Source organism: Vagococcus sp. QWL-13 (assembly GCF_058683555.1).
In genome coordinates this window covers 145,940-166,025 of sequence record NZ_CM178746.1, presented here as the reverse complement: position 1 = coordinate 166,025, position 20,086 = coordinate 145,940, and the positions used below count along the sequence as shown (strand labels likewise).

Sequence of the window (20,086 nt, the reverse complement as noted above, 5' to 3'; positions counted from 1 at the left end):
GTCATCACCTCCAGCGACTTCGCGCATTGATTTTCAGTTCTGAAAAAGTTCCGTTAACAGCCTGAATAAGAACGCTGTTTTCGCCGATTCTAAGCTCAGGAAAGTTCAGCTCCTTGAGATAAGGGAGTGCGTTTCTCAGCACAAGTCCGCTTCCATCTTCCACATAAGCCGTCATCTTCTCCGTGTCAATTACAAGGATCTCTCCCAAGGAAAGCTCCGCATTGATAAGTTTCATCTCCACGCCGTTCACAGAGATAGAGATAAAGTTTTCCGGAGACTTCGTAAGACTTCCTTTGAGGAAATAAACAGGCCTTGATGCGATATTTCCAAGGCTTCGTGTGATGAGTGTTTCTCCCGCTTTCGTTATCGTAAAGACCTCATCTTCCAAAGCATAGGCAAAGGGATCGGGGCAATAGAAGGAAAGGTCAAATACTCCGGCCGCACGGATGACTCTTTCGCAGTCCACCTTGTCCTTTAGCCTTGCCATAAAATAACGGTCCGGCACATCGTCAAAAATCAGCTGTTTTAAGCCGTCGACCGGGGAAAGCCAGAGCGCAATCCGGTCTAAGGTTTCTACCAGATCGGAAAAGCGAAGTTTGGGGAAGATGGAACAGGACACCGAGATTTCTCTGGCATCCATATCTGCGCCAAAGTCCGCCACGCCGTATTTTCCGGGAATGGAAGCCGAGTAGTTTCTCAGCATGCCGGACACCTGCCAGGAAGTGAGCCGTGCTTTTACATCCATGTCTTTTGATGAAATGTCGTTATAGATAAATCCCACCCTGCATCACTCCTTCCTTTTACGCCGGCGAGAAGCGGCCCTGTGCTCTGGAACCTGCTTCAATCAGGTTATAGAGCTCCTGCGAAACTTTTCGGATATCGTCTTCGCTTCGAACAAACATCTGCTCGATTGTGATCTGTGGAGCAGCTCCTATCGGAGCAACTCCTCTCAAAGCACCGCTTACCGCCGTTTCCGCCTGAACCTGAAAATCAGTCGGCAGCGCCACGCTCATATCTTTTCCGAGCTGACCCATCACATTATTGATGTCTTCTGCCAAGCCCTCGCTGGCTCTGACCGCGTCGCCGCCTGAGCGTTCAATGGCACCTGCAAGTCCTTCTACCAGCATTTCACCGATCCAGGCCATTTCTTTTGACGGAGAGCTGATACCAAAGAAACTCTTGATGCCACTCCAAAGATCGGATGCCCATCCGGATACCTTGTCCCAGATCCAGCCTGCCAGTCCCTTGATGCCTTCCCAGAGACCTTTGACGATATTGCCGCCGACTTCCACGATCTTGTACATAAGAGAGCCAAAGGCACTGACAATGCCCTCAATAATCTGCGGCACCGCCTTTACAATCTCGACGATGATGGTCGGAAGATTCTCGATAAGGGCAACAAAAAGCTCTACCCCTGCCATGATGATCTTGTCGATGTTTCCGGCAAAGGCGTTCACAATGGCGGCTATAATTTCCGGGATGGCCTGCACAATTGTTGTAATAATCTGAGGAAGGGCCTGAATAAGTGCAACCAAAAGATCAATCCCGGCTTCGATGATCTGCGGGATAGAGCCTAAGATTGCCGTAATCAGGGCATCTATAATCTGCGGAATCGCCGTCACAATCTGCGTGATAATGTCGGGCAAAGCCTCAATCAGCGCTGTCAGAAGTGTTATGCCCGTTTCAATGATCTGAGGAATCGCTTCCAGTAAAAAAGTGATAATCGCTTCAATAATCTGAGGGAGCGCTTCAATCAGGATTGGAATCGCCGCAATCAGACCTTCCGCAAGCCCCATGATCAGCTGCAAAGCCGCTTCAATGAGGAGCGGCAGATTCTCAATTAAGCCCTGAACAATCGTCACAATCGCTGAAACGGCTGCCGGGATGAGATTTGGCATGGCTTCTCCCAAACCTTGCACCAGTGTTGCTATCAGTAAAACCGCCGCTTCAATCAAAAGGGGCAGGTTTTCAATAATGGCATTTATAATCGTCAGGATCGCTTCCACCGCCACCGGGATAAGACTTGGAAGAAGACTCATCAACGTTTCCAAAACCTGTGTGAATAGATCGGTGATCATGGTAAGAAGCGAAGGCAAAAGCTCCGAAATCGCTTCAAGGAGTGCCCCTGTCACGGCAGGAAGCGCCTGAATCATGTTCTCGATGACGGGCGTAATGTTGGTAACGACGGTCTTAAAAGCATCGACCACATTCCCTGTCAGCATTTGAATATCGGCATCCGCCCGTCCGAAGCCTACAAGGAGATTTCCAAAGGCACTTTGCAGGGCATTGATGGAGCCGGTGATGGTCTCTTCCGCTTCCAAGGCCGTCGTGCCTGTAATCCCCAAATTATCCTGGATGACATGAATCGCCTGTACTACATCAGCGTAGGAGTCGATATTAAACTCAAGCCCTGAAATCTTCTCGGCATCGGCCAGCAGCCGTTCCATCTCGGATTTCGTGCCGCCATAGCCCAGTTTCAAGTTATCGAGCATGGTGTAGTTTTGCTTGGCAAAGCCCTGATAGGCGTTTTGGATACTGGTCATATCCGTGCCCATCTTATTGGCGTTATCCGACATATCGGTGATGGCCATATCGGCATATTTCACCGCTTTTTCCGTATCTCCGCCAAGTGATTGGATCAGGCTTGCGGAAAAGCCCGTCACCGTCTCCATGTACTCGTTCGCAGAAAGCCCCGCCGTTTTATAGGCGTTTGCCGCATAGTCCTGGAGTTTCCCGGACGATTCCTTAAAGAGAGTATCGACACCGCCAACCAACTGTTCATAGTCGGCAAAAGAAGAAATGACTTCTTTGCCAAGCTTAACGGCGGCAGCTCCAGCAGCGACAACCACGGCTCCCATCGCCGCACCTATCCCTTTTAAGACCGAGCCGAGCTTTCTGAATTTTCCTTCGGATTTATCGGCAGCATCGCCCGCATCTTCTATTTTCTCTCCCATGTCATCAGCGCTTTCCGTGACATCATCCATTTCTTTATCCATGTCGGAGAGGGATTTTTCCGCATCATCGTAGTTTTTACCGGCTTCTCTTAGAGCTTCGTTATTGTCATTTAGCTCCTGCTCCATGCCGTTCAATGCCGCCTTGGCATTGTTCAGCTGGATTTGCCAGTTCTGCGTCCTTCTGTCGTTTTCACCAAAGGAAGCAGCGGCATTATCAAGAGCCGCCTTCAAGGTTTCAATCTTTTGTTTTTGTGCTTCAATCTCTTTATTAAGGACGCTGTTTCGTGCGGAAAGAGCCTGCACGGATTTGTCGTTTTTAGAAAACTCGGAGGTGATAAGCTTCATCTCCGAGCCTAAAACCTTAAAGGATCGGTTAATGTCGGCAAGGGCCTTTTTAAATTCTCTTTCACCCTCAAGGCCAATCTTTAAGCCGAAATTATCTGCCATGAGCTGCCTCCTTTCTATCAAATTCCATAGGGGATCACGTCATCAATCAAAAGTTCCTGCTTCGGTTTGGAAAGCCCGCGATACTGTCTGTCACATTCAATAAGGTCTAAGAGCAAAGAAAAGGGCATGAGCCAGACTTCATCCTGCGAAAGATAAAGCCGGCTCAGCCCGAAATACAAAAGCCGGGTAAATAAGGCTTCACCCTTTACCCGGCTTCCGGGTTTTTTGAGTCCGTCTCGCTTTCAATATTTCGCTTGGTCGCCTTTAAAAGAGCGTCCGTAATGGCATCCTTGTATTCCGCAAGATCCAAAGGAGAGGTCAAAAGCTCCACTTCCTCCTCGGTGAGAAGTTCTTTTGTGTCGTTCTTGTTTTTCAGGTTATGGATTAAGATCGGCTGATTGGCAAGCAGCGTAATCAGCCAGATGATCTCTCCCAAAGCCATCTCGAAGTTCTCCGCCTTCATGAGCTTGTCGCCTAAGTTTTCAAGACCGCCGTAGCGTCCTGCGATTTCTTTGGTCGCCCTGGTCGTAAGAAGAAGTTCATACTCTTTTTCACCGACTTTAATCTTTGTCATATATTCCTGATACATAAAACCATCCTCCTTATGGGGCAATCGGCGTAAAGACCGGCTCATAGACGGATGTGTACCAGCCTGTGATGACTTCGGGGGCTACCCCCTCATCTCCTTCCGTCACTTCCGCCTTCCAGGGGTGTCTTCCTTCAGCGTCCGCCTTGTTTCTTCGCATGATCGTGCCTTCAATGGTCGGTGTGGAAAAGGTTATCGAGTCTCCCTTCGTTTCAAGGTTTGTAGCGGGTATGCCGAACTTCACTCGGTAAAGCCAGAAATAACGATAATTGCCGTTTGATTTCTTTGCACGAAAACCGATAGCGACAGGAAGTCCCCCGTCTTCAGACGAGGAAATCAGGACTTTGTTTGTGTCGATAACAGCTCCCGTAAGATCGGATGCCGCCTGACTTCCAATATCGTCCACACCGAGGGAGAGCGTCCCTGTTTTAAACTCTTTTACAATCTCCGATGCACCGTCATCGGCGTAAAGGATCGCTTCCGCAAGTTCCACCGACAGCTCCGCCGTGATGGCTTTTGCCAGCTGTACGGGCGTGTCGTAGGTTTCCATGCCGGAAGCATCCTCCGTAATTTTTGCATAGTACAATTTATCCAGGCCTATTGTTGCCATAATGATTTCTCCTTATCGGACGTATTCTTTCGCCACGTCCAGGCTGTAATGGTAGTATCCCGTGTCTTCTTCAAGGTCTAAAAACCTCCGCTCCGTGATGATAAAATCCTGCTCAAGCAAAGCGTCCGTCAGCTTCCTTTTCCAAAGAAGATAGTTTTCCTTGCAAAAGAGAGAGATGCGGATTTCTTCCGTCTCCACCAGCGGTTTGTTGTCGGCATAGAAGAGTAAATCGTCATAAAGCGGTGTAAAGACCAGATAGGTTTCAGGAGCCTTCTTTTCAAAGGTCACGGCTCCCGAAGGAATCCTTAAGCCTTCCGCTATTTGTTTTAGTTCTGCCAATGCACTCATAGATCAAGCTCCTTTTTTAATGTTTCTTCCATCGCTTGAACGGCAGGCTTTCTCGCTTTTCTTCGTGCCGGCTTCATCCAGGGCTTTGCTTTCTGACCGGATTTTCCGTACTCCAAGACCTGAGCTTTCAGTGCATTCGGCACGCCTTCCCGGTCAATAGAGTCTCCGACACCTACCCGGATATTCCACTCGCCGTTTCGATCCTGCAAAGCCGGGGTGATGCCAAGGCTTCTTAAAAGATCGCCCTTGGAGCGGGAAGGGTACTTGGTATCTTTTCCGATCCGGCCTTCAAGGTTTGCTTTCATCGCCGAGAGCACGACCTTGCCGCCGCTTTGTAAAATCTTAGGAGCGGCTTTATCAAAACGGTCACCGAGTTTTGAGAGCTTATCCAAGAACTCATTCGGCATTTTCATTTCGCATTTAGCCATCCTTTACCACCCCTTCCGTATCGACTCTTTCAGCCAAAATCTCCCAATAGAGCCCTTTTCTTCGGATGTCTTCCACGGAGAGAATGTTGTGCCTGCCGTCTTCCGTCACCACGACGCATCGGGTATCGAGTGTGATACCGGGAATTCGCCTGATTCTAAAAAGCGTCGTTGCTGTCGAAAAAAGACTTCGATTCTTCCAGGTCTCACTCCCGTAGCGGTCTTCCCGGTAAGCTCTGACACTTGCAAGAAAGACGTCTCGCTCCACCGGAAAGCCGTCCGGATCCGTTTCCTGCTCCACACGAAAAAGCTCAATAAAGTGATTTAGTTTAATGCTCATAGGATCACATCCTTATCGCCCTGAAGAAGAGTTTTAACCGTCTCCCAGACCTGCCGTGCGGCTTCAGGAGAATCGGAAAAGAAGCCGGCCGTTGAACCGTCTCTTGATTCATAGAAGAAACTTGCAAGGACGATCACAGCCTGCTTGGTACTCTCCGTCATTGGGTGTGTAAGATAATAATCCGGCCCTTTTTTCTGGTATCCCTCTGCATAGGAAATCGCAGAGGAGAGGCAGCGGAGCATGAGGGGATCGTCCGCATCATGCTCCACCACCAGATTTTCTTTTAACGGATAAAGAAGATCCTCTGCGTTCATCTATATCCTCCTTATACGCCGGCTTTCATCTGTAAAAGCTTCACGCTCTCAGGCAGGATGAGTTTTCCGTCCACCCGCTGTGTCGCCTTAAAGCCGACTTGACCCGTTGCGGCAAAAAGCTCGTTTAATCTTTGGAAAGACCTGCCCTGACGATCGGCAATCCAGTAATAGGAGAAGTCGCCGAAAGCAATCGCAAGAGCTCCCGCTTCCGCTAAGGGCGCAAAGCTTGACGTATAGACCGGACGATTGAGGATGGTATCCGGTGTACCTGCTGTCAAGGCCGGCTGCCAGAGATACTGCCCGGTCGTGTCTTTCAGCTTTCGAATGAGCTTCACCGTCGCATCGTTCATGATGAAGACGGCATTTTTCCTGTACGGTGCACGAAGCGAATAGAAGAGGTCAATCAGCTCATCGGCCGTTACTGCCTTGTCCGAAGTGGCTGTAACGCCCACTTCACCTCCGCCCGTAGTTTGGAAAACGCCTACAGGCTTGCCCACACCGTCACCGATGAGGAAGGCCTCCTCTTCTTTAGAGCCCATGCGTCTTCCGAACTCTTTCGCAATGTAGCTTTCAAGGTCAAAGACCGAGTCGTTTAAGAGTTCTTCGGAGACTTTCAGCATGGTTGCCAGCTTATAGGCACCGATGGAGACCTGACCGAAGGCGGGATCGGATTCCGGGATAGCCGCTTCCTCATCCACCCAGCTGGCTGTACCTTTCGTCGCAACGACAGGGATTTTTCGGTCGCCGGAAGAAGTCTGGATGACATGAGCAAGCTGTCTGAAGATGTTTTCTTCTTCCAGAGCTTCTACCAGAGTCCTTTCAAATTCATCCGGGGCCAGATAACCGCCCTCGGAGTCGGTGCCGACCTGCAGGGCATTGGTAACAGGGGCATTTTTCTTTCGCATAAGGTTCCAGAAGTCCCTTTGATAAGCGTCACTTCCTCTGCCGGTCTTGTCTTCCTTTCCCTGCACGGGATTTCCCACCACCGGACGGCTGATTGCTTCAGCAAGCTTCATGTCCATGTCTCTTTGGCGTTCGAGCCTGTCGATTTCTTTTCCGAGGTCTACAACTTCCTCTTCCATCTTTTCGTAAGCCGCCGTGTCTTCTGCTGAGACGATGCCTTTCTCGTCTCGCTTGTCCTCTAAAAAGGTCTTGGCCTTTTCCCAGGTTTCAAGGCGCTTGTTTCTCAGTTCCTGAATTTTGTTCATTTCTTCGTCCTCCTTAATGACGTAAAAGTTCGAGCCGTTTTGTAAGCTCTTTGTATTTCGTGCCTGTTTCTTCCAAGTTGTCCGCTTCTTCATCGGACCCCGCTTCTTCCTCTTTCTTTGCTAAAACCGCATCGGCACTGATCTTGTTTAAGACCGTGCTCATCATCTTTCTTGCGGCAAAAGCCATACCTTCCTGAGCTTCTTCCTCCGCTTCCTCCTCTTCGTCGTCGCCGGTGAAAAGAAGGCGGTCACAAAAGCCGAGTTCCTTTGCCTTCTTCGCATTCATCCAAGTCTCGTCATCCATCAGGCGAGAGATTTTATGCCTGGAAAGTCCGGTTTTAAGTTCATAGGCGTTAATGATGGATTCTTTGACTTCGTCCAAGATGTCCAGTGCCTTTTCCATCTCGTCTTTCCAGCCGTAGGCGGAAGTTTCGGGATTGTGAATCATCATCATGGAAGAAGGACTCATGAGCACCTCGCCGCCCGCCATCGCAATGACAGAAGCGGCAGAAGCGGCAATGCCCTCGATTTTCACCGTGATTTTGCCTTTGTGATCCATGAGCATGGTGTAGATCTGCGATGCCGCAAAGACATCGCCGCCGGGTGAATTAATCCACACCGTCATATCTCCCGGATGACTTTCCAGTTCCGATAAGAAAAGAGCCGGTGTGACTTCATCGCCAAACCAGCTCTCTTTTGCAATCGGACCGTCCAGTCTCAGGACGGTTTCTTCCTTTGGATCTCCTCTTTGAAAGACCCAGAATTTACGTTTCTCCATCTCTTTTCGCCTCCTTGCCGGAAAAGATGCCGGCATCTTCAAGTTTCGTCATGTTGCCGTTGATCAAGTACAGATCGCCTCCTTCTTCTTTTGGTATGAGATTCATGTTTTCAAGCCGCCTGATGTCGTTGGCGCTCATCCAGCCGTTTTGCCTTGCCGTTGCATAACCCCTCATTCGGCTTTCATAGTCGCCCCTTAAAAGCCCGTCGACATTGAACTCAATGAAATAACGCTGTCTTTCAGCGGGATATAAAAGAGCCTTGTTCATGGCCTGCTCGAGCCGTACCAGCCAGGGTCTTATCGTGTGAACGACAAAGCTGATGGACTGGTGTTCGATATTGGAAAAGGTCGCCTTGTCGAGGTCTGCCACCAGGTGTGGCGGCACTCGGTAGATACGGCAGATTTCTTCCGTCTGATACTTTCTTGTCTCAAGAAACTGTGCTTCATTCGGCGGAATCCCAATTTGCTTATAGGTCATGCCTTCTTCCAAGACAGCGACTTTGTTGGCGTTTCCCGAACCCTTAAAAAGCTCATTCCAGCTTTCTCTGACCTTGGACGGGTCTTTAAGCGTGCCAGGATGCTCTAAAATACCGCCAGGAGCGGCCCCGTTTTGAAAGAAGCTCGCACCGAACTCCTCGGTTGCCATCGACATGCCGATGGCGTTTCGTGCCATCGCAATCGGTGAGTAGCCCACCAGTCCGTCAAAGCCAAGCCCGGGGATATGGAGAATTTCTTCTCTTCGAAAGGCAATGCTGCTCATCCCGCTTTGGTAAAGATAGATGAGTTCATCCGTCTCCGCCCGGCTGACCTGCATCTTGTCCGGCATCAAAGGATAAAGCCCGATGATTTCACCGTGCCCGTTTCTTACAATCTGTGCATAGGCATTGCCCCATAAAAGAAGATGGGTCATCAGGGTTTCCCGGAAGATGAAGGATGTCATTTCAGGATTTGGGCTGTCGTGCAGGAGGAAATACAAAGGATGGAGTGTATCCCGTCTTTTTCCTTCCTCGACATGTCGGTAAAGGTGTAAGGGTAGACTCGCAACAGTCTCAGCAATCACTCTGACACAGGCATAAACCGCCGCCGATTGCATGGCATTTTTCTCCGTCACCTGTTTTCCGGAAGAAGACGGGGCAAAGAAAAACCGGAACACCGACGGTTTGGTCAGCTCCGGCTTGTCCCTGCTTTTGAATAGGTTCTTTAAAAGTCCCAGAGGACATCACCTCCTTATCGTTTCTAAAAGAGCAGCAAGCCCCGCTCGTCGTATACAGAGCCGAGGTCGCTTCCCTGATTTCGGATCGCCCGGTCAAGCGCCATGATGAGTGCCACCGCACCGTCAATCCGCTCGGTCGATTTTTCCTTGTCCGGCTTGATGTTTCCGGCAGGATCAGTTCTTACGAAAATATTATCCACGCACCAGCGAAGGACGGGATGTCCTCCGTGAGCAAGTTTTTCTTCCAAGACCAGCTTCATCAGCTCCTTGGTCGGAGGGCTCATATCCTTATAGCCCTGGCCGAAGGGAACGACGGTAAAGCCCATATCCATGAGGTTCTGGCTCATCTGCACCGCACCCCAGCGGTCAAAGGCGATCTCTTTGATGTTGTACTTCGTACCGAGGTCTTCAATAAACTGTTCGATAAAGCCGTAATGCACGACATTTCCTTCGGTCGTAAGAAGAAAACCTTCTTTTTCCCAGACGTCATAGGGCACATGGTCTCGGCTGACCCGAAGCGAGATATTTTCGTCCGGTATCCAGAAAAAGGGAAGAACATAGTATGGCTCGTTTTCCGTTTCCGGAGGAAAAACCAGGACAAAGGCCGTCAGGTCTGTGGTGCTTGAGAGGTCAAGCCCGCCATAACAGACGCGGCCTTCAAGTTTTGTCTCATCAACTGCTATGCTACAGGCATCCCACTTTTCCATCGGCATCCAGCGGACTGATTGCTTCACCCATTGATTAAGCCTTAATTGACGGAAGATATTTTCTTCCGCCGGGTTCTGCCTTGCACTGTTGCAGGCGATCCTTAATTTTTCAATATCGACGGTTATGCCAAGAGAAGGATTAGCCTTTTTCCATACTTCTTCATCCATCCAGTCTTCCTCCTCGTCCGCTCCGAAGATGACAGGATAAAAGCTCGGATCCCTTTTTCTTCCTGCAAGGATATCCTCCGCCTTTTGATGGACTTCCCAGCAAATGGAGTGCCTGTCCGTTCCAGCTGTTGTAATCAGAAAGTAGAGCGGCTGTTTTCTGGCATCACCAGAGCCTTTGGTCATAACATCGTAGAGCTGACGGTTCGGCTGAGCGTGAAGTTCGTCAAAGACCACCCCGTGAACGTTAAGCCCGTGCTTGGTATAGGCTTCTGAGGATAAGACCTGATAGAAGCTGTTTAAAGGCTTATAGATGAGCCGCTTTTGTGAGATCAAGGGCTTGATGCGGGCTTTCAGCGCAGGGTTTTGTTCCACCATCTGCACCGCCACATCAAAGACAATGGATGCCTGCTGGCGGTCGGCCGCACAGCCGTAAATCTCACCGCCGTGCTCGAAGTCTCCGCAGGTAAGGTAAAGGGCAATGGCTGCCGCAAGTTCAGACTTGCCTTGCTTCTTTGGAATCTCAATATAGGCCGTATTAAACTGCCGATAGCCGTTCGGTTTCAAAATGCCGAAGAGGTCTCTTACAATCTGTTCCTGCCAGTCAATCAGCTCGAAAGGTCTGCCGTACCATTCGCCTTTGGTATGTTTCAAAAGGCTGATAAAGGTAACGGCGCGGTCTGTCGCATCTTTGTCGTAACGGGAGGAGGGAAGCTTAAATTTTGTCGGTTTGTAGTGTTCTAGTTTTCGCATCCAAGCCTCCTTTACGCATAAAAAAAACGACCCCTAAGGCCGTACCACGAGCAAAAGCCCCTAAGGGCTGATGCTTTCTATTTTTTCTTTTAGTTAATCCTGCTTAAAGCACCACTTGATGGCATGACCGCTGTCAGGAAAACTCTCATCGGCTTCTTTGATCAGCGAAAGCCTTGCTTCTATCCTGCTCGGAGCATCTTCCAAATCCACCATTTCGTAAATCTTAGCGGTATATTTGCCGAATCGGTTCATGTCTGTTACAAAAACCCGCTCTTTCCATTGCAGTATGGCACCGTAGCAGGGGCTGATCTTCATGGCCTGTTTTTCAATCGTTGTAAACTCTCTCATTTCTTCAGACTCCTTTTAAGGTACTCATTCCAGCTGATTTTGCCGTCTTCATAGTCTGCTTTTGCAGGATCCTTTTCTCTTTCTAAACGCTTCTTTTCGTTTCTTCGTCTCGTTGCTTCTAAAAAGGTCTGTCTCTTCAGTTCCTTGTTTGTCATGGGCTTTTCCTCCTTCGTTTTTGTACGTACATATTCGCTCTAAAAGAAGAATAAGCCAAGTCATAAAACCCTTTATTTGCGAGGTTTTTAGGGATATTCTGCACAAAGATACACTTCTTTATTTGTCGCTGACCGACAAGTATTTCTCATCACCCGTGAAGATAAACTTTGAATACCTGTCTCGGTGTTCTTCGATGAAAATCACAAGCTCGAAAAAATTCATTTCACTAGCGATGTACTGCACCGTGCGGCTATCCAGCATATTGGTCTTTCCGCTGTCACGGACGGCTATAATCTGTTCTTTTAAGCTCATCGGTCAATCCTCCTTACCAAGTCTTCACCGTAGACGACATTCAGTCCCGAGCCGTTATCCCAGCTGACTAAAATGCTGCCGATATCATCCACGGCAATGACTGTGCCTTTTGTTCCGACAGGAGGTGCCTGCGGGTCATCCATCTTTAAAAGTTCTACTCTGGCTCCCTTCGGATAGGCTTTTCTTAAACCCTCAAGGGCATATTTATTAAGCGTTCTCATGGGCTTCCTCCTTGGAATATCGATGAGAAGAAGAACCGCTTAAGTGCTGCAAGAGCATCTTTCTTGCTTCCTTGTACTCGTCTCCGATGTAGCCGAGCCTTAAGAGAAAACAGCGGAAGCTGTACTTTTCGTTGTCCGTCACGGTTTCTCGCTCCAGAACTCTTTTTTGTTCTTTGGCCATCCAGCAGAGTTTTGACACAAATTCCGTATAAATCCTTGCTTCATCGGCATCAAGAACTCGGTCAAACCAAGGAAAATCCACGGTTTCAATTTCTCTAAGTGCAACCGTTCTGTCAGCGTTTAACGCCTTTTTGATAAGAGCACCTTTGGACTCTAAAATCCGATCAAGCTTTTGCATGGTTTCCGTTGAAAAATACTCTGTGGGAAGTGAGATGGTAAAGCTGTCTTTTGAGGTCTTAAAGCCCTGAGCTTCAAGTTCTTTTTCAATCCTCTCCACATCCTCTTTTAAGAAGTTTACGCCCCAGATGAAGGTGCCGTCTTTTTCTAAAAAAGAGTTTCCGATGCGATAGCTCATGGACGGCATACCTAGGTAGTTCACTTCCGTTTCAAGAATGCCCGCCAAGGCTTTGGCGAGGTCTTTTCTTTTGTATCCTTCGAGTAAGAATCTTGTTTCCATAACTACCTCCCCGCTTCCGAGCGTCCAAGCTCATAGGCTTTTTCCAGAAGTTCTCTAAGTCCCCAGACGCTGATTTCGTGAAAATCGAGCGAGTCGCTGTTTCTGCTCTCAAGCGTTTCAATGTCGGGATAGCGTTCCTTGACGATAGCTTCCAGTTTCTTTTCTAAATCTTTTTTCATGGCTTTTTCCTCCTTCGTTTTTGTATGTACATGTTCGCTCTAAAAGGAGGATAAGCCAAGTCATAAAAGCCTTTATTTGCAGGGTTTTCAGGCTATTTACCGGACAATTTTACACCCGTATTTTTGTTATAAACCGACAGTTTTGACAAGCTTTTTATAAGGGATTTTCTTGCCGCCTCGTAATGCAAAAACGTCCGAACTGTCGCCTGACTTAAATTCCACATACCGCCTTAAAATGACCGATGCGTACTTATCATCAATCTCTGCCATATAGCAGATGCGGTCTGTTTGCTCACAGGCGATAAGAGTAGAGCCGCTGCCGCCGAAAAGATCCAATACGATGCTGTTTGCTCGGCTTGAGTTTTGAATCGGGTAGGAAAGTAGGTCTATCGGTTTTGAGGTCGGATGGTTCTCGTTCTTCTTAGGCTTATTAAACTGCCAGACTGTTTTTTCCGCACGGCCCGCATGCCATTCATGCTTGCCCCTTTTGTTCCAGCCGAAGAGAATCGGTTCGTGCGACCACTGGTAGGGAGATCTTCCCAGCACCAGCGAGTCTTTTGCCCAGATGCAGACACCGGATAAGTGAAAGCCCGCATCTTCAAAAGCCTTTCTGAAGGTGAGTCCTTCCGTATCCGCATGAAAGACATAGGCGGAAGCTCCGGCTTCGGAAACCTCGATCATGTTCTTAAAAGAATTTAAGAGAAAATCGTAAAATTCCTCCGCTTTCAGGTTATCGTTTTTGATGGAAAGACCCGATGCGCTCTCGTAACTTACCGCATAGGGCGGATCGGTTAAAATCAGGTTTGCTTTCTTTTTGTCCATGAGCGTTTCCACATCCGAAAGATTGGTCGCGTCTCCGCAAATAAGACGATGTCTTCCTACTGTCCAGACATCGCCCGGCTCTACAAAGCTTGCTTCTTCCAGGGCAGAAGTTAGGTCAAAGTCGTCTTCCTCGGTCTCAATCTCGCCTAAAAGTTTATGAAGTTCAGCGTCGGTAAAGCCTAAAAGGTCGAGGTCAAAGTCCGCTCCTTCCAGTTCCGAAAGCTCTATCGACAGCATTTCTTCATCCCAGCCGGCATTCAGTGCGAGACGATTATCCGCCAAAATATAGGCTCTCTTTTGTGCTTCGGTTAAATGCTCCACAAATACGCAAGGGACTTCCGTTAATCCTTCTTCCTTGGCCGCAATAATTCTGCCGTGCCCTGCGATGATGTTGTAGTCCTTGTCAACCAGGCAGGGATTGATGAAGCCAAACTCCCTGATGGAAGATCGAAGCTGAAGAATTTGTTCTTTGCTGTGCGTCCTAGCATTTCTGGCGTAGGGAACGAGTTTATCAATGGGTACTTTCTCAAGATGCTCCGTCATTTTCATAGGCTCACCCCCGCATGAAACAAAAGTCCTGCCAGGTCGTTTTCCCAGGGAAGTTCACTGTCACCGAAGTGCCCCTTGATGGCAAGAGGAGCATAGGAATCCTGCCTGAGCTTTAAGTAGTGAATCATGGGCAAAACCGACAAGGGAAAGAGTGTCTCGCACTCTTCCTTAATCGTTTCTATGTCCTTTGTCTCCGTGCCAAAGCAGTCAATATCAAAGTAAAGCGGCTCCGGCCTTCCAATGGCATAAGCGATTGTCACCTCGCACTCTTTGGCAAAGCCGGCCGAGACAACGCTTCGTGCAATGAGCCGTGCCATATAGGCTCCCGTCCGGTCGACCTTGGTCGGATCCTTGCCGGAAAAAGCACCGCCGCCGTGTCTTGAAAGTCCGCCATAAGTATCAACAGCAAGCTTTCTGCCGGTTAAGCCGGTGTCGGCTTCAGGACCCCCAAAGACAAACCTGCCCGTCGGATTGATATGGATATCTTCTTCCTCAAAGGGAAGCACGCCCTCTAAGGCAGGACGAATCACATGAGTGTGAATCGCCTTCCTGAGATCCGCATTGGAGATACTCTCCTCATGCTGGCTGGATAATACGACCGAGTGAATCCTTGTCGCTTCACTGTTTTCATATTCCACGGTCACAAGGCACTTGCCGTCAGGCATAAGTTCAGGGATGATGTTTTTCTCTCGCACTTCTTCAAGTCTCATCGTAAGCCTTCTTGCCAAGACTTGAGGAAGCGGAAGGTGTTCAGGGGTTTCATCCGTTGCGTAGCCGTAGACGATTCCCTGATCGCCCGCACCGAGCAGGTTTTCCGCCCGGTCAACACCTTGTGCGATATCGGGACTTTGTGCGTGAAGTCTTACTTCGATCTCGAAGTTTTGAGGTTCATAGCCCACATCAAAAAGCACCTCTCGCACAATATCTTCTACATCGAGAGCCGCTTTGCTCGTCACTTCTCCCGCAACTAAAATAAGCCCCTTTGTCGCCATCACTTCTACGGCAACTCTGGAACTTTCGTCACCTTTCAGATAGCCGTCCAGAATGCTGTCAGCTATATAGTCACAGAGCTTATCCGGGTGACCCTTCGTCACGGACTCGGCTGATTTATAATGTTTCATCTTGTTTTTCCTCCGCTTCAATGATTCTTCTTGCCACCGCTTCCGCAACAGGAACCGTCACGGCATTGCCTGCCTGTTTGTAAGCTGAGATTCCGAGCAGACAGCGGTTGCTTTTTCATAGAGATGATCCGGAAAGCCCTGAAGCCTGAAGCACTCTTTCGGCGTAAGCCTTCTGATGGCATAGTGATTGCCGTCGCTTAAAAGCACACCGTGTCGGTCTTGCCCGGTTAGGGTAAAGGACGGCTCGCCGTCTTCTTTCACACGCCTTGCTGTCTTGGATCTTGGCGATGTGCGAAAAGGTGTAGATACACTTCTTGCTTCAAGAACTCCCGTCCGCATGCCTTTGTTATCAAGGCCGTGTCCGTAGGTCGCAACGATGCAGGTCGATTGATCCCTCGTTTTTACCTTGCCTTTGCTAACCGTCATTCCTTCCTGTGAAATTAAATAGAGCCCGGTTTTCGCACCGAGCCCTCCTGCTGAAGATTGGATTGTGCATGCGACACCTCCGGGATCGTAGACCCGGTAGCCTTGAGACCCGCCTACAAGCCTTCTAAGATGCGCATCGTTTTCTCCCTCGAAAGGTAGTATTTCAAATCGACCTCTTGTTCTAAGATGTCCAATAAGGAAGACACGCTCTCTTGATTGGGGCACGCCGTAGTCTTTGGAATTGAGCACCTGCTAGAAGACGTCGTACCCTGCTTCGTCCATTTCAAGGAGAACACGGGCAAAGTCCCATCCGTCATGAATGGATAGCAGGTTTTTAACGTTTTCAGCGACAAGCCATCGGGGCTTATCTTTTTCTTCTTTGCCCTTGACGAGGTCAAGGACTGTAAAATATAGGCCGCTTCTTTTTGCAGTGACTCCTCTTTGAAAGCCGGCAACTGAGATATCCTGGCAAGGAAAGCCGAAGGTCCAGCAGTCGGCAAAGGGGATATCTTTTGATTTAATGCTTCGTATGTCTTCACAAAACCATTCTCCCTTCGTGTCAAACATTGCCTTGTAAGATTCAAGGGCAAATTTATCGTTCTCACAGCTTCCAATACAGCGAAAGCCTGCTCTTTCAAAGCCCAAGCGGAAACCTCCGATGCCTGAAAAAAGATCAATCATCGTCCGCATCTTAGTCACGCTCCTTTTTCTTTCGAAGGAGACGCTCCATCATGTCGTCCTGTGGTGTGGAGATAAAAGCGGTCGTCGTGTTTTGCTTTACAATGTCAAATATCTCGTACCAGATGAGGTTGGCCTGCTTTTGGAAGTTCTGGCTCATGGAAACAAAGGGGCTGGCGATGGCTCCACCTGTTGTCGGATGCTTTCCTAAGAGGCCATAGGTGCTGACCGCTTCCTCACACTGAATGAAGCGGGCAAAGGCCTGCGCATAGGATTCAATAAGTCTCGGATTGACGAGCTTCTCACAGCGTCTTTCCTTTAGCCAGTGCCAGGTTTCCTCGTAAATTTCATCTGCGCCTAAGGGCTTGCCGTCTTTTTGCCGTGCGGATAGATAGTCTGACGGCTCAGGCATATCCTCACCGTATAAATCCGAGATGCCTTCCGGCTCATCCGGAGCAAACAGGGCCTCCGGGTCAAAATCGTGTGTTTCTAATACATTTGCTTCTTTTCCGGCGGCAATCTTATCGACTAAGGGTTCCGGCTTACTGCCGGCCTTGACACGTCTGCCGCCTCGATATGTTCCGTCTCTTGCCACAAGGCACCTCCTTTCCTGAAAATAAAAAAGGGGGTTAATCCCCCGTTTGAATTGAACTTTTTTTGCACGGCACCCACCGCCCGTTGCTCGGAAAATCTTCCGTAGAGATTGAGACCCCCCTACCGGGTCAGCTCCACCTGTCGCCACGCTCGGCATGGATTCTCGAGTGACAGGACTTGCAAAGAGCCATTAGGTTTTGCTCTTTATTTGTTCCGCCTTCGGACAAAGGAATGATGTGATGAACTTCTTCTGAGGGAGTGAGCTTCCCGTTTCGTTTGCACTCCTCACACAAAGGGTGAGCCTTGATGTAGCGGTCACGGATGCGCTTCCACGCTCTGCCGTAGCGTCTTCTTGTCTCAGGATCCCTTTGGTATTTTTCGTATCGTCTTGCTTCCTCCTGCTCATGCTTCTTACAAAATCTTCCCTCAACAAGCTCGGGGCAGCCGGGATAAGAACAGGGGCGCTTCGGTTTTCTTGGCATCAAGCACCTCCCGCATAAAAAAACCTGCAGCATCGCCGCAGGTCTTCTGAGTTTTTTCCTAGCTTAATAGTATCAGGGTTACTAGTTACAAAGCACTCACATTTACTTGCAACTTTCTAACATTAAGTTTCTGATTTCAGGCCAAGTATCCAGTTCCTTTTGAATGTCTTTCAAAGCCTTATTGCGTTCTCTGGCAATCGTTGTCTGGCTGATATGAAGCTCCAGCTGTAACTCCTGCCAGCTTTTACCTTCAAGATACAAACCTTGTAAAATCAATCTCTGTCTTTCAGGCCGGCTGTTGATTGCCCACTCTGCAATGGACAATTGACGCATACGAAGCTTCGCATGCTGTAGGCGTAGGTCAACAACGGCATTGTTGGTAAATTCCGCACAACAGCCGAGTTGTTTCAACATAAAGCTAAGCTCCGGCAGAGAACCGCCGGGTTCCGGCATGTCCTGTTGAAGCATACCCTGTAAGAGGCATAGGTCTGCCTCAAGTTCGTTATGATAATTTTCGTAGTTACTTAAAAGCTCGTTAATTCTCATCGTAAAATTCCTCCTTCCGAAAACCGAAGTATTGATATTGTCTTTCCAGTGTCTTAGCCATTCGCAGGGTGGCTTTCTCTTTCTTTCTTAAAAACTCTACGCCGCTTAAAGAAAAGCGTTCACAGACCTCACCCCAGCGTCTGCCTTCCAAAATGTCATAGGTCATCAGGTCTCGGTAAAAGCTCGGCAGGGCACGAATGGCATAGCGGATAAATTCCACTTCCTTGGCCGCCTTTTCGTATTCCTCCGTCATCTCTCTTTCCGCCTTGTGATTGATGAGCCAGGCAAGCCTGCGATAAGAAGTGGCAATGTAAAAAATGCGGTTATTGGAACGCTGCTTTTGTACTCTGACCTCATCGCCGGTCTTTCCGGGAAAGGTCAGCATCTCCAAAACCTCGCTTGCCGTAATGGGAATAAACTGTGCCATTTCCTGTTCCAGCTCTTTCATCCTTTTGGCGTTCTCGGGGTAACATTTAAGCATTTCTTTGACTTTCTTTACGCTATCCATCCGTCACCCTCGCTTTCACCGCCTGCATTAAAGCTTCCTGCGTGACGTCCTTTTTCTCCAAAGCACGTGCTACATCCCGGTCAATCGTCCCTTCGGCAAGAAGCCTGAAGATGACAACCGTATCCTTTTGTCCTTGCCGCCAGAGTCTGGCATTGGCCTGACTGTAAAGCTCCAGTGACCAGGGAAGGGAAAACCAGATCACGGTAGAACCGCCGTGTTGGAGATTCAAACCATGTCCCATTGATGCGGGGTGAGCCATAGCGATTGAGATCTCGCCTTTGTTCCAGGCCTTAAAGTCCTCAGGTGTATTAATTTCCACTGCTTCCTTGAAACGCTCTTTTATCCGGCTTCGTTCATGGCGATAGTTGTAGTAGATAAGAACGGGCTTTCCGTTTGCCGCTTCGATTAGGTCTTCCAGGGCATCAAGCTTGGATGAATGAAGCTCTGCGATGCTTCCTTGGTCGTCATAGACAGAACCCGATGCCATCTGGATGAGTTTATTAGTAAGGACGGCAGCATTTACAGCATCAATGGTTTTGTCCATTAACTCCGCCACCATCTCCCGCTCCATCTCCATATAGATGTTCTTTGCTGTATCCGAAAGTTTGACCTTCACATCTCGCTCCAGTCTTTCCGGCATCTTGAGAAAGTCGCAACTTTTCATAGAAACACATAGACCGGATAAAAGACCGTAAATAAACTTCTCTGCACCGGAACGGGGCTTATAGGAATAGACGATATAGCCGTTCATTCGGTCAGGAACAAAGAAATCCGCCCGGTAGCTTCCGATTGTTTTCCCGAGACGCTTACCCTGATCTAAAAGATAAATCTCTGACCATAAATCCATCAGCCCGTTGGTCGAGGGCGTTCCCGTAAGGCCTACAACACGGTCAATGCCGGGACGCTTTTTCCGAAGTGCCTTGAAGCGTTTACTGGACGGATTTTTAAAGCTCGAAAGCTCATCAATCACCAGCATGTCAAAATCCCAGTCATATAGATCACAAAGCCAGGCGACATTCTCCCTGTTAATCACATAGATATCGGCAGGTGTTTTAAGAGCATCGATTCTTTCCTTTTCACTGCCCAAAACCTTGGAGATTCGAAGAAAGGTCAGATGATCCCATTTTTCAAGCTCTTCTGTCCAAGTATTCTCCGCTACACGAAGCGGAGCGATGACGAGAACTTTTGAAATTTCAAAGTAGTCAAACATCAATTCCCAGATGGCGGAAAGTGTGATCACTGTCTTCCCAAGTCCGGGCTCTAAGAAAAGGCCGCAGGCTTTTTTCTTGATGATTTCCTCTTTGGCATATTCCTGATAATCATGAGCCTTGTATTGCATTAAGAATCCCTCCGATATCTCCCGGATCGTCCAAGACAAAAACCTGAAAGCCCAAGCTCCTGATTTGTTTATGCCTTTGAAGCTGCAAGGCTCCGGGACTTTTGCCGGGTTTCTTTACTTCCACAAATCCCATCCTTCCTCCAGGAAGAAGGATGAGTCTATCCGGCACACCGTTTAATCCGGGAGAGACAAACTTTAAACAAAGCCCGGATCTTTCCCTGGTTTCCGTCAATAATTTATGTTCTATCTGTTTTTCAAGCATTTTTATTTCCTCCGTCAAACGTTGATATTTCAGGCTTTTCTCCGAGAGGGTGCAGGTC

26 protein-coding genes and 1 pseudogene are annotated in these 20,086 nt (G+C 48.7%); all 27 read right to left on the bottom strand.

The annotated features are described in order from the left end of the window. Positions 1-4 precede the first annotated feature (4 nt). The 27 genes and pseudogenes from AC4PHI_RS00875 to AC4PHI_RS00745 all read right to left on the bottom strand — a co-directional run bounded on the left by AC4PHI_RS00875 (position 5) and on the right by AC4PHI_RS00745 (position 20,028). Positions 5-781: a distal tail protein Dit gene (locus AC4PHI_RS00875; RefSeq protein WP_492200450.1), complete on the bottom strand. Its 777-nt coding sequence runs from the start codon at positions 779-781 to the stop codon at positions 5-7. Positions 782-800: 19 nt separating this feature from the next. Continuing rightward, positions 801-3,401: a phage tail protein gene (locus tag AC4PHI_RS00870; protein WP_492200449.1), complete on the bottom strand. Its 2,601-nt coding sequence runs from the start codon at positions 3,399-3,401 to the stop codon at positions 801-803. A 205-nt stretch (positions 3,402-3,606) separates the two neighbouring features. Next, the gene (locus tag AC4PHI_RS00865) at positions 3,607-3,990 is read right to left on the bottom strand and encodes a hypothetical protein (RefSeq protein WP_492200448.1); all 384 of its coding nucleotides are present in this window, start codon (positions 3,988-3,990) and stop codon (positions 3,607-3,609) included. Between the two features lie 13 nt (positions 3,991-4,003). Continuing rightward, positions 4,004-4,597, bottom strand: a complete 594-nt coding sequence (locus tag AC4PHI_RS00860) for a major tail protein (protein ID WP_492200447.1) — start codon at positions 4,595-4,597, stop codon at positions 4,004-4,006. Positions 4,598-4,609: 12 nt separating this feature from the next. Then, positions 4,610-4,945, bottom strand: a complete 336-nt coding sequence (locus AC4PHI_RS00855) for a hypothetical protein (RefSeq protein ID WP_492200446.1) — start codon at positions 4,943-4,945, stop codon at positions 4,610-4,612. Continuing rightward, complete coding sequence (locus AC4PHI_RS00850; RefSeq protein WP_492200445.1) at positions 4,942-5,373, bottom strand: HK97-gp10 family putative phage morphogenesis protein; 432 nt, start codon at positions 5,371-5,373, stop codon at positions 4,942-4,944. The genes AC4PHI_RS00855 and AC4PHI_RS00850 overlap by 4 nt, the downstream gene beginning before the upstream one ends. Beyond that, entirely contained in the window at positions 5,366-5,710 is a 345-nt protein-coding gene (locus tag AC4PHI_RS00845) for a head-tail adaptor protein (RefSeq protein WP_492200444.1), read from the bottom strand. Before AC4PHI_RS00845 ends, AC4PHI_RS00850 begins: the two co-directional genes overlap by 8 nt. After that, the gene (locus tag AC4PHI_RS00840) at positions 5,707-6,024 is read right to left on the bottom strand and encodes a head-tail connector protein (protein WP_492200443.1); all 318 of its coding nucleotides are present in this window, start codon (positions 6,022-6,024) and stop codon (positions 5,707-5,709) included. Before AC4PHI_RS00840 ends, AC4PHI_RS00845 begins: the two co-directional genes overlap by 4 nt. An 11-nt stretch (positions 6,025-6,035) precedes the next feature. After that, a complete protein-coding gene (locus AC4PHI_RS00835; RefSeq protein ID WP_492200442.1) occupies positions 6,036-7,232 on the bottom strand; it encodes a phage major capsid protein in 1,197 nt (398 codons plus the stop codon). Positions 7,233-7,245: 13 nt separating this feature from the next. Then, positions 7,246-8,010: a head maturation protease, ClpP-related gene (locus AC4PHI_RS00830; RefSeq protein WP_492200441.1), complete on the bottom strand. Its 765-nt coding sequence runs from the start codon at positions 8,008-8,010 to the stop codon at positions 7,246-7,248. Next, positions 7,997-9,223 carry a phage portal protein gene (locus AC4PHI_RS00825; protein ID WP_492201506.1) on the bottom strand — a complete coding sequence of 409 codons (1,227 nt, stop codon included), beginning with the start codon at positions 9,221-9,223 and terminating at the stop codon, positions 7,997-7,999. The genes AC4PHI_RS00830 and AC4PHI_RS00825 overlap by 14 nt, the downstream gene beginning before the upstream one ends. 23 nt (positions 9,224-9,246) lie before the next feature. Next, positions 9,247-10,848: a terminase large subunit gene (locus AC4PHI_RS00820; protein ID WP_492200440.1), complete on the bottom strand. Its 1,602-nt coding sequence runs from the start codon at positions 10,846-10,848 to the stop codon at positions 9,247-9,249. Between the two features lie 93 nt (positions 10,849-10,941). Further along, the gene (locus AC4PHI_RS00815; RefSeq protein WP_492200439.1) at positions 10,942-11,196 is read right to left on the bottom strand and encodes an Nmad4 family putative nucleotide modification protein; all 255 of its coding nucleotides are present in this window, start codon (positions 11,194-11,196) and stop codon (positions 10,942-10,944) included. Next, positions 11,193-11,351 (bottom strand): hypothetical protein, encoded by a 159-nt coding sequence (locus AC4PHI_RS00810; protein WP_492200438.1) that lies wholly within the window; start codon positions 11,349-11,351, stop codon positions 11,193-11,195. Before AC4PHI_RS00810 ends, AC4PHI_RS00815 begins: the two co-directional genes overlap by 4 nt. Before the next feature lie 118 nt (positions 11,352-11,469). Beyond that, positions 11,470-11,664: a DUF5049 domain-containing protein gene (locus tag AC4PHI_RS00805; RefSeq protein ID WP_492200437.1), complete on the bottom strand. Its 195-nt coding sequence runs from the start codon at positions 11,662-11,664 to the stop codon at positions 11,470-11,472. After that, positions 11,661-11,885 (bottom strand): DUF4314 domain-containing protein, encoded by a 225-nt coding sequence (locus AC4PHI_RS00800; protein ID WP_492200436.1) that lies wholly within the window; start codon positions 11,883-11,885, stop codon positions 11,661-11,663. Before AC4PHI_RS00800 ends, AC4PHI_RS00805 begins: the two co-directional genes overlap by 4 nt. Then, entirely contained in the window at positions 11,872-12,522 is a 651-nt protein-coding gene (locus AC4PHI_RS00795; protein ID WP_492200435.1) for a hypothetical protein, read from the bottom strand. The genes AC4PHI_RS00800 and AC4PHI_RS00795 overlap by 14 nt, the downstream gene beginning before the upstream one ends. A 2-nt stretch (positions 12,523-12,524) precedes the next feature. Beyond that, entirely contained in the window at positions 12,525-12,701 is a 177-nt protein-coding gene (locus AC4PHI_RS00790) for a DUF6900 domain-containing protein (protein ID WP_164845520.1), read from the bottom strand. A gap of 126 nt (positions 12,702-12,827) precedes the next feature. Then, positions 12,828-14,072, bottom strand: a complete 1,245-nt coding sequence (locus AC4PHI_RS00785; protein WP_492200434.1) for a site-specific DNA-methyltransferase — start codon at positions 14,070-14,072, stop codon at positions 12,828-12,830. Continuing rightward, complete coding sequence (gene metK / locus AC4PHI_RS00780; protein ID WP_492200433.1) at positions 14,069-15,193, bottom strand: methionine adenosyltransferase; 1,125 nt, start codon at positions 15,191-15,193, stop codon at positions 14,069-14,071. Before metK ends, AC4PHI_RS00785 begins: the two co-directional genes overlap by 4 nt. Beyond that, positions 15,180-16,309, bottom strand: a pseudogene (locus tag AC4PHI_RS00775) (DNA cytosine methyltransferase). The gene metK and the pseudogene AC4PHI_RS00775 overlap by 14 nt, the downstream one beginning before the upstream one ends. A 1-nt stretch (position 16,310) precedes the next feature. Then, complete coding sequence (locus AC4PHI_RS00770; RefSeq protein WP_492200432.1) at positions 16,311-16,892, bottom strand: P27 family phage terminase small subunit; 582 nt, start codon at positions 16,890-16,892, stop codon at positions 16,311-16,313. A 127-nt stretch (positions 16,893-17,019) separates the two neighbouring features. Further along, positions 17,020-17,373 carry an HNH endonuclease gene (locus AC4PHI_RS00765; RefSeq protein ID WP_492200431.1) on the bottom strand — a complete coding sequence of 118 codons (354 nt, stop codon included), beginning with the start codon at positions 17,371-17,373 and terminating at the stop codon, positions 17,020-17,022. 102 nt (positions 17,374-17,475) lie between these two features. Next, positions 17,476-17,919, bottom strand: coding sequence for a hypothetical protein (locus tag AC4PHI_RS00760; protein WP_492200430.1), 444 nt, complete (start codon positions 17,917-17,919; stop codon positions 17,476-17,478). Beyond that, entirely contained in the window at positions 17,909-18,427 is a 519-nt protein-coding gene (locus tag AC4PHI_RS00755; protein ID WP_492200429.1) for a hypothetical protein, read from the bottom strand. Before AC4PHI_RS00755 ends, AC4PHI_RS00760 begins: the two co-directional genes overlap by 11 nt. After that, positions 18,420-19,766 carry an SNF2-related protein gene (locus AC4PHI_RS00750; protein WP_492200428.1) on the bottom strand — a complete coding sequence of 449 codons (1,347 nt, stop codon included), beginning with the start codon at positions 19,764-19,766 and terminating at the stop codon, positions 18,420-18,422. Before AC4PHI_RS00750 ends, AC4PHI_RS00755 begins: the two co-directional genes overlap by 8 nt. Beyond that, a complete protein-coding gene (locus AC4PHI_RS00745) occupies positions 19,747-20,028 on the bottom strand; it encodes a PDDEXK family nuclease (RefSeq protein WP_492200427.1) in 282 nt (93 codons plus the stop codon). The genes AC4PHI_RS00750 and AC4PHI_RS00745 overlap by 20 nt, the downstream gene beginning before the upstream one ends. Between the last annotated feature and the right edge of the window lie 58 nt (positions 20,029-20,086).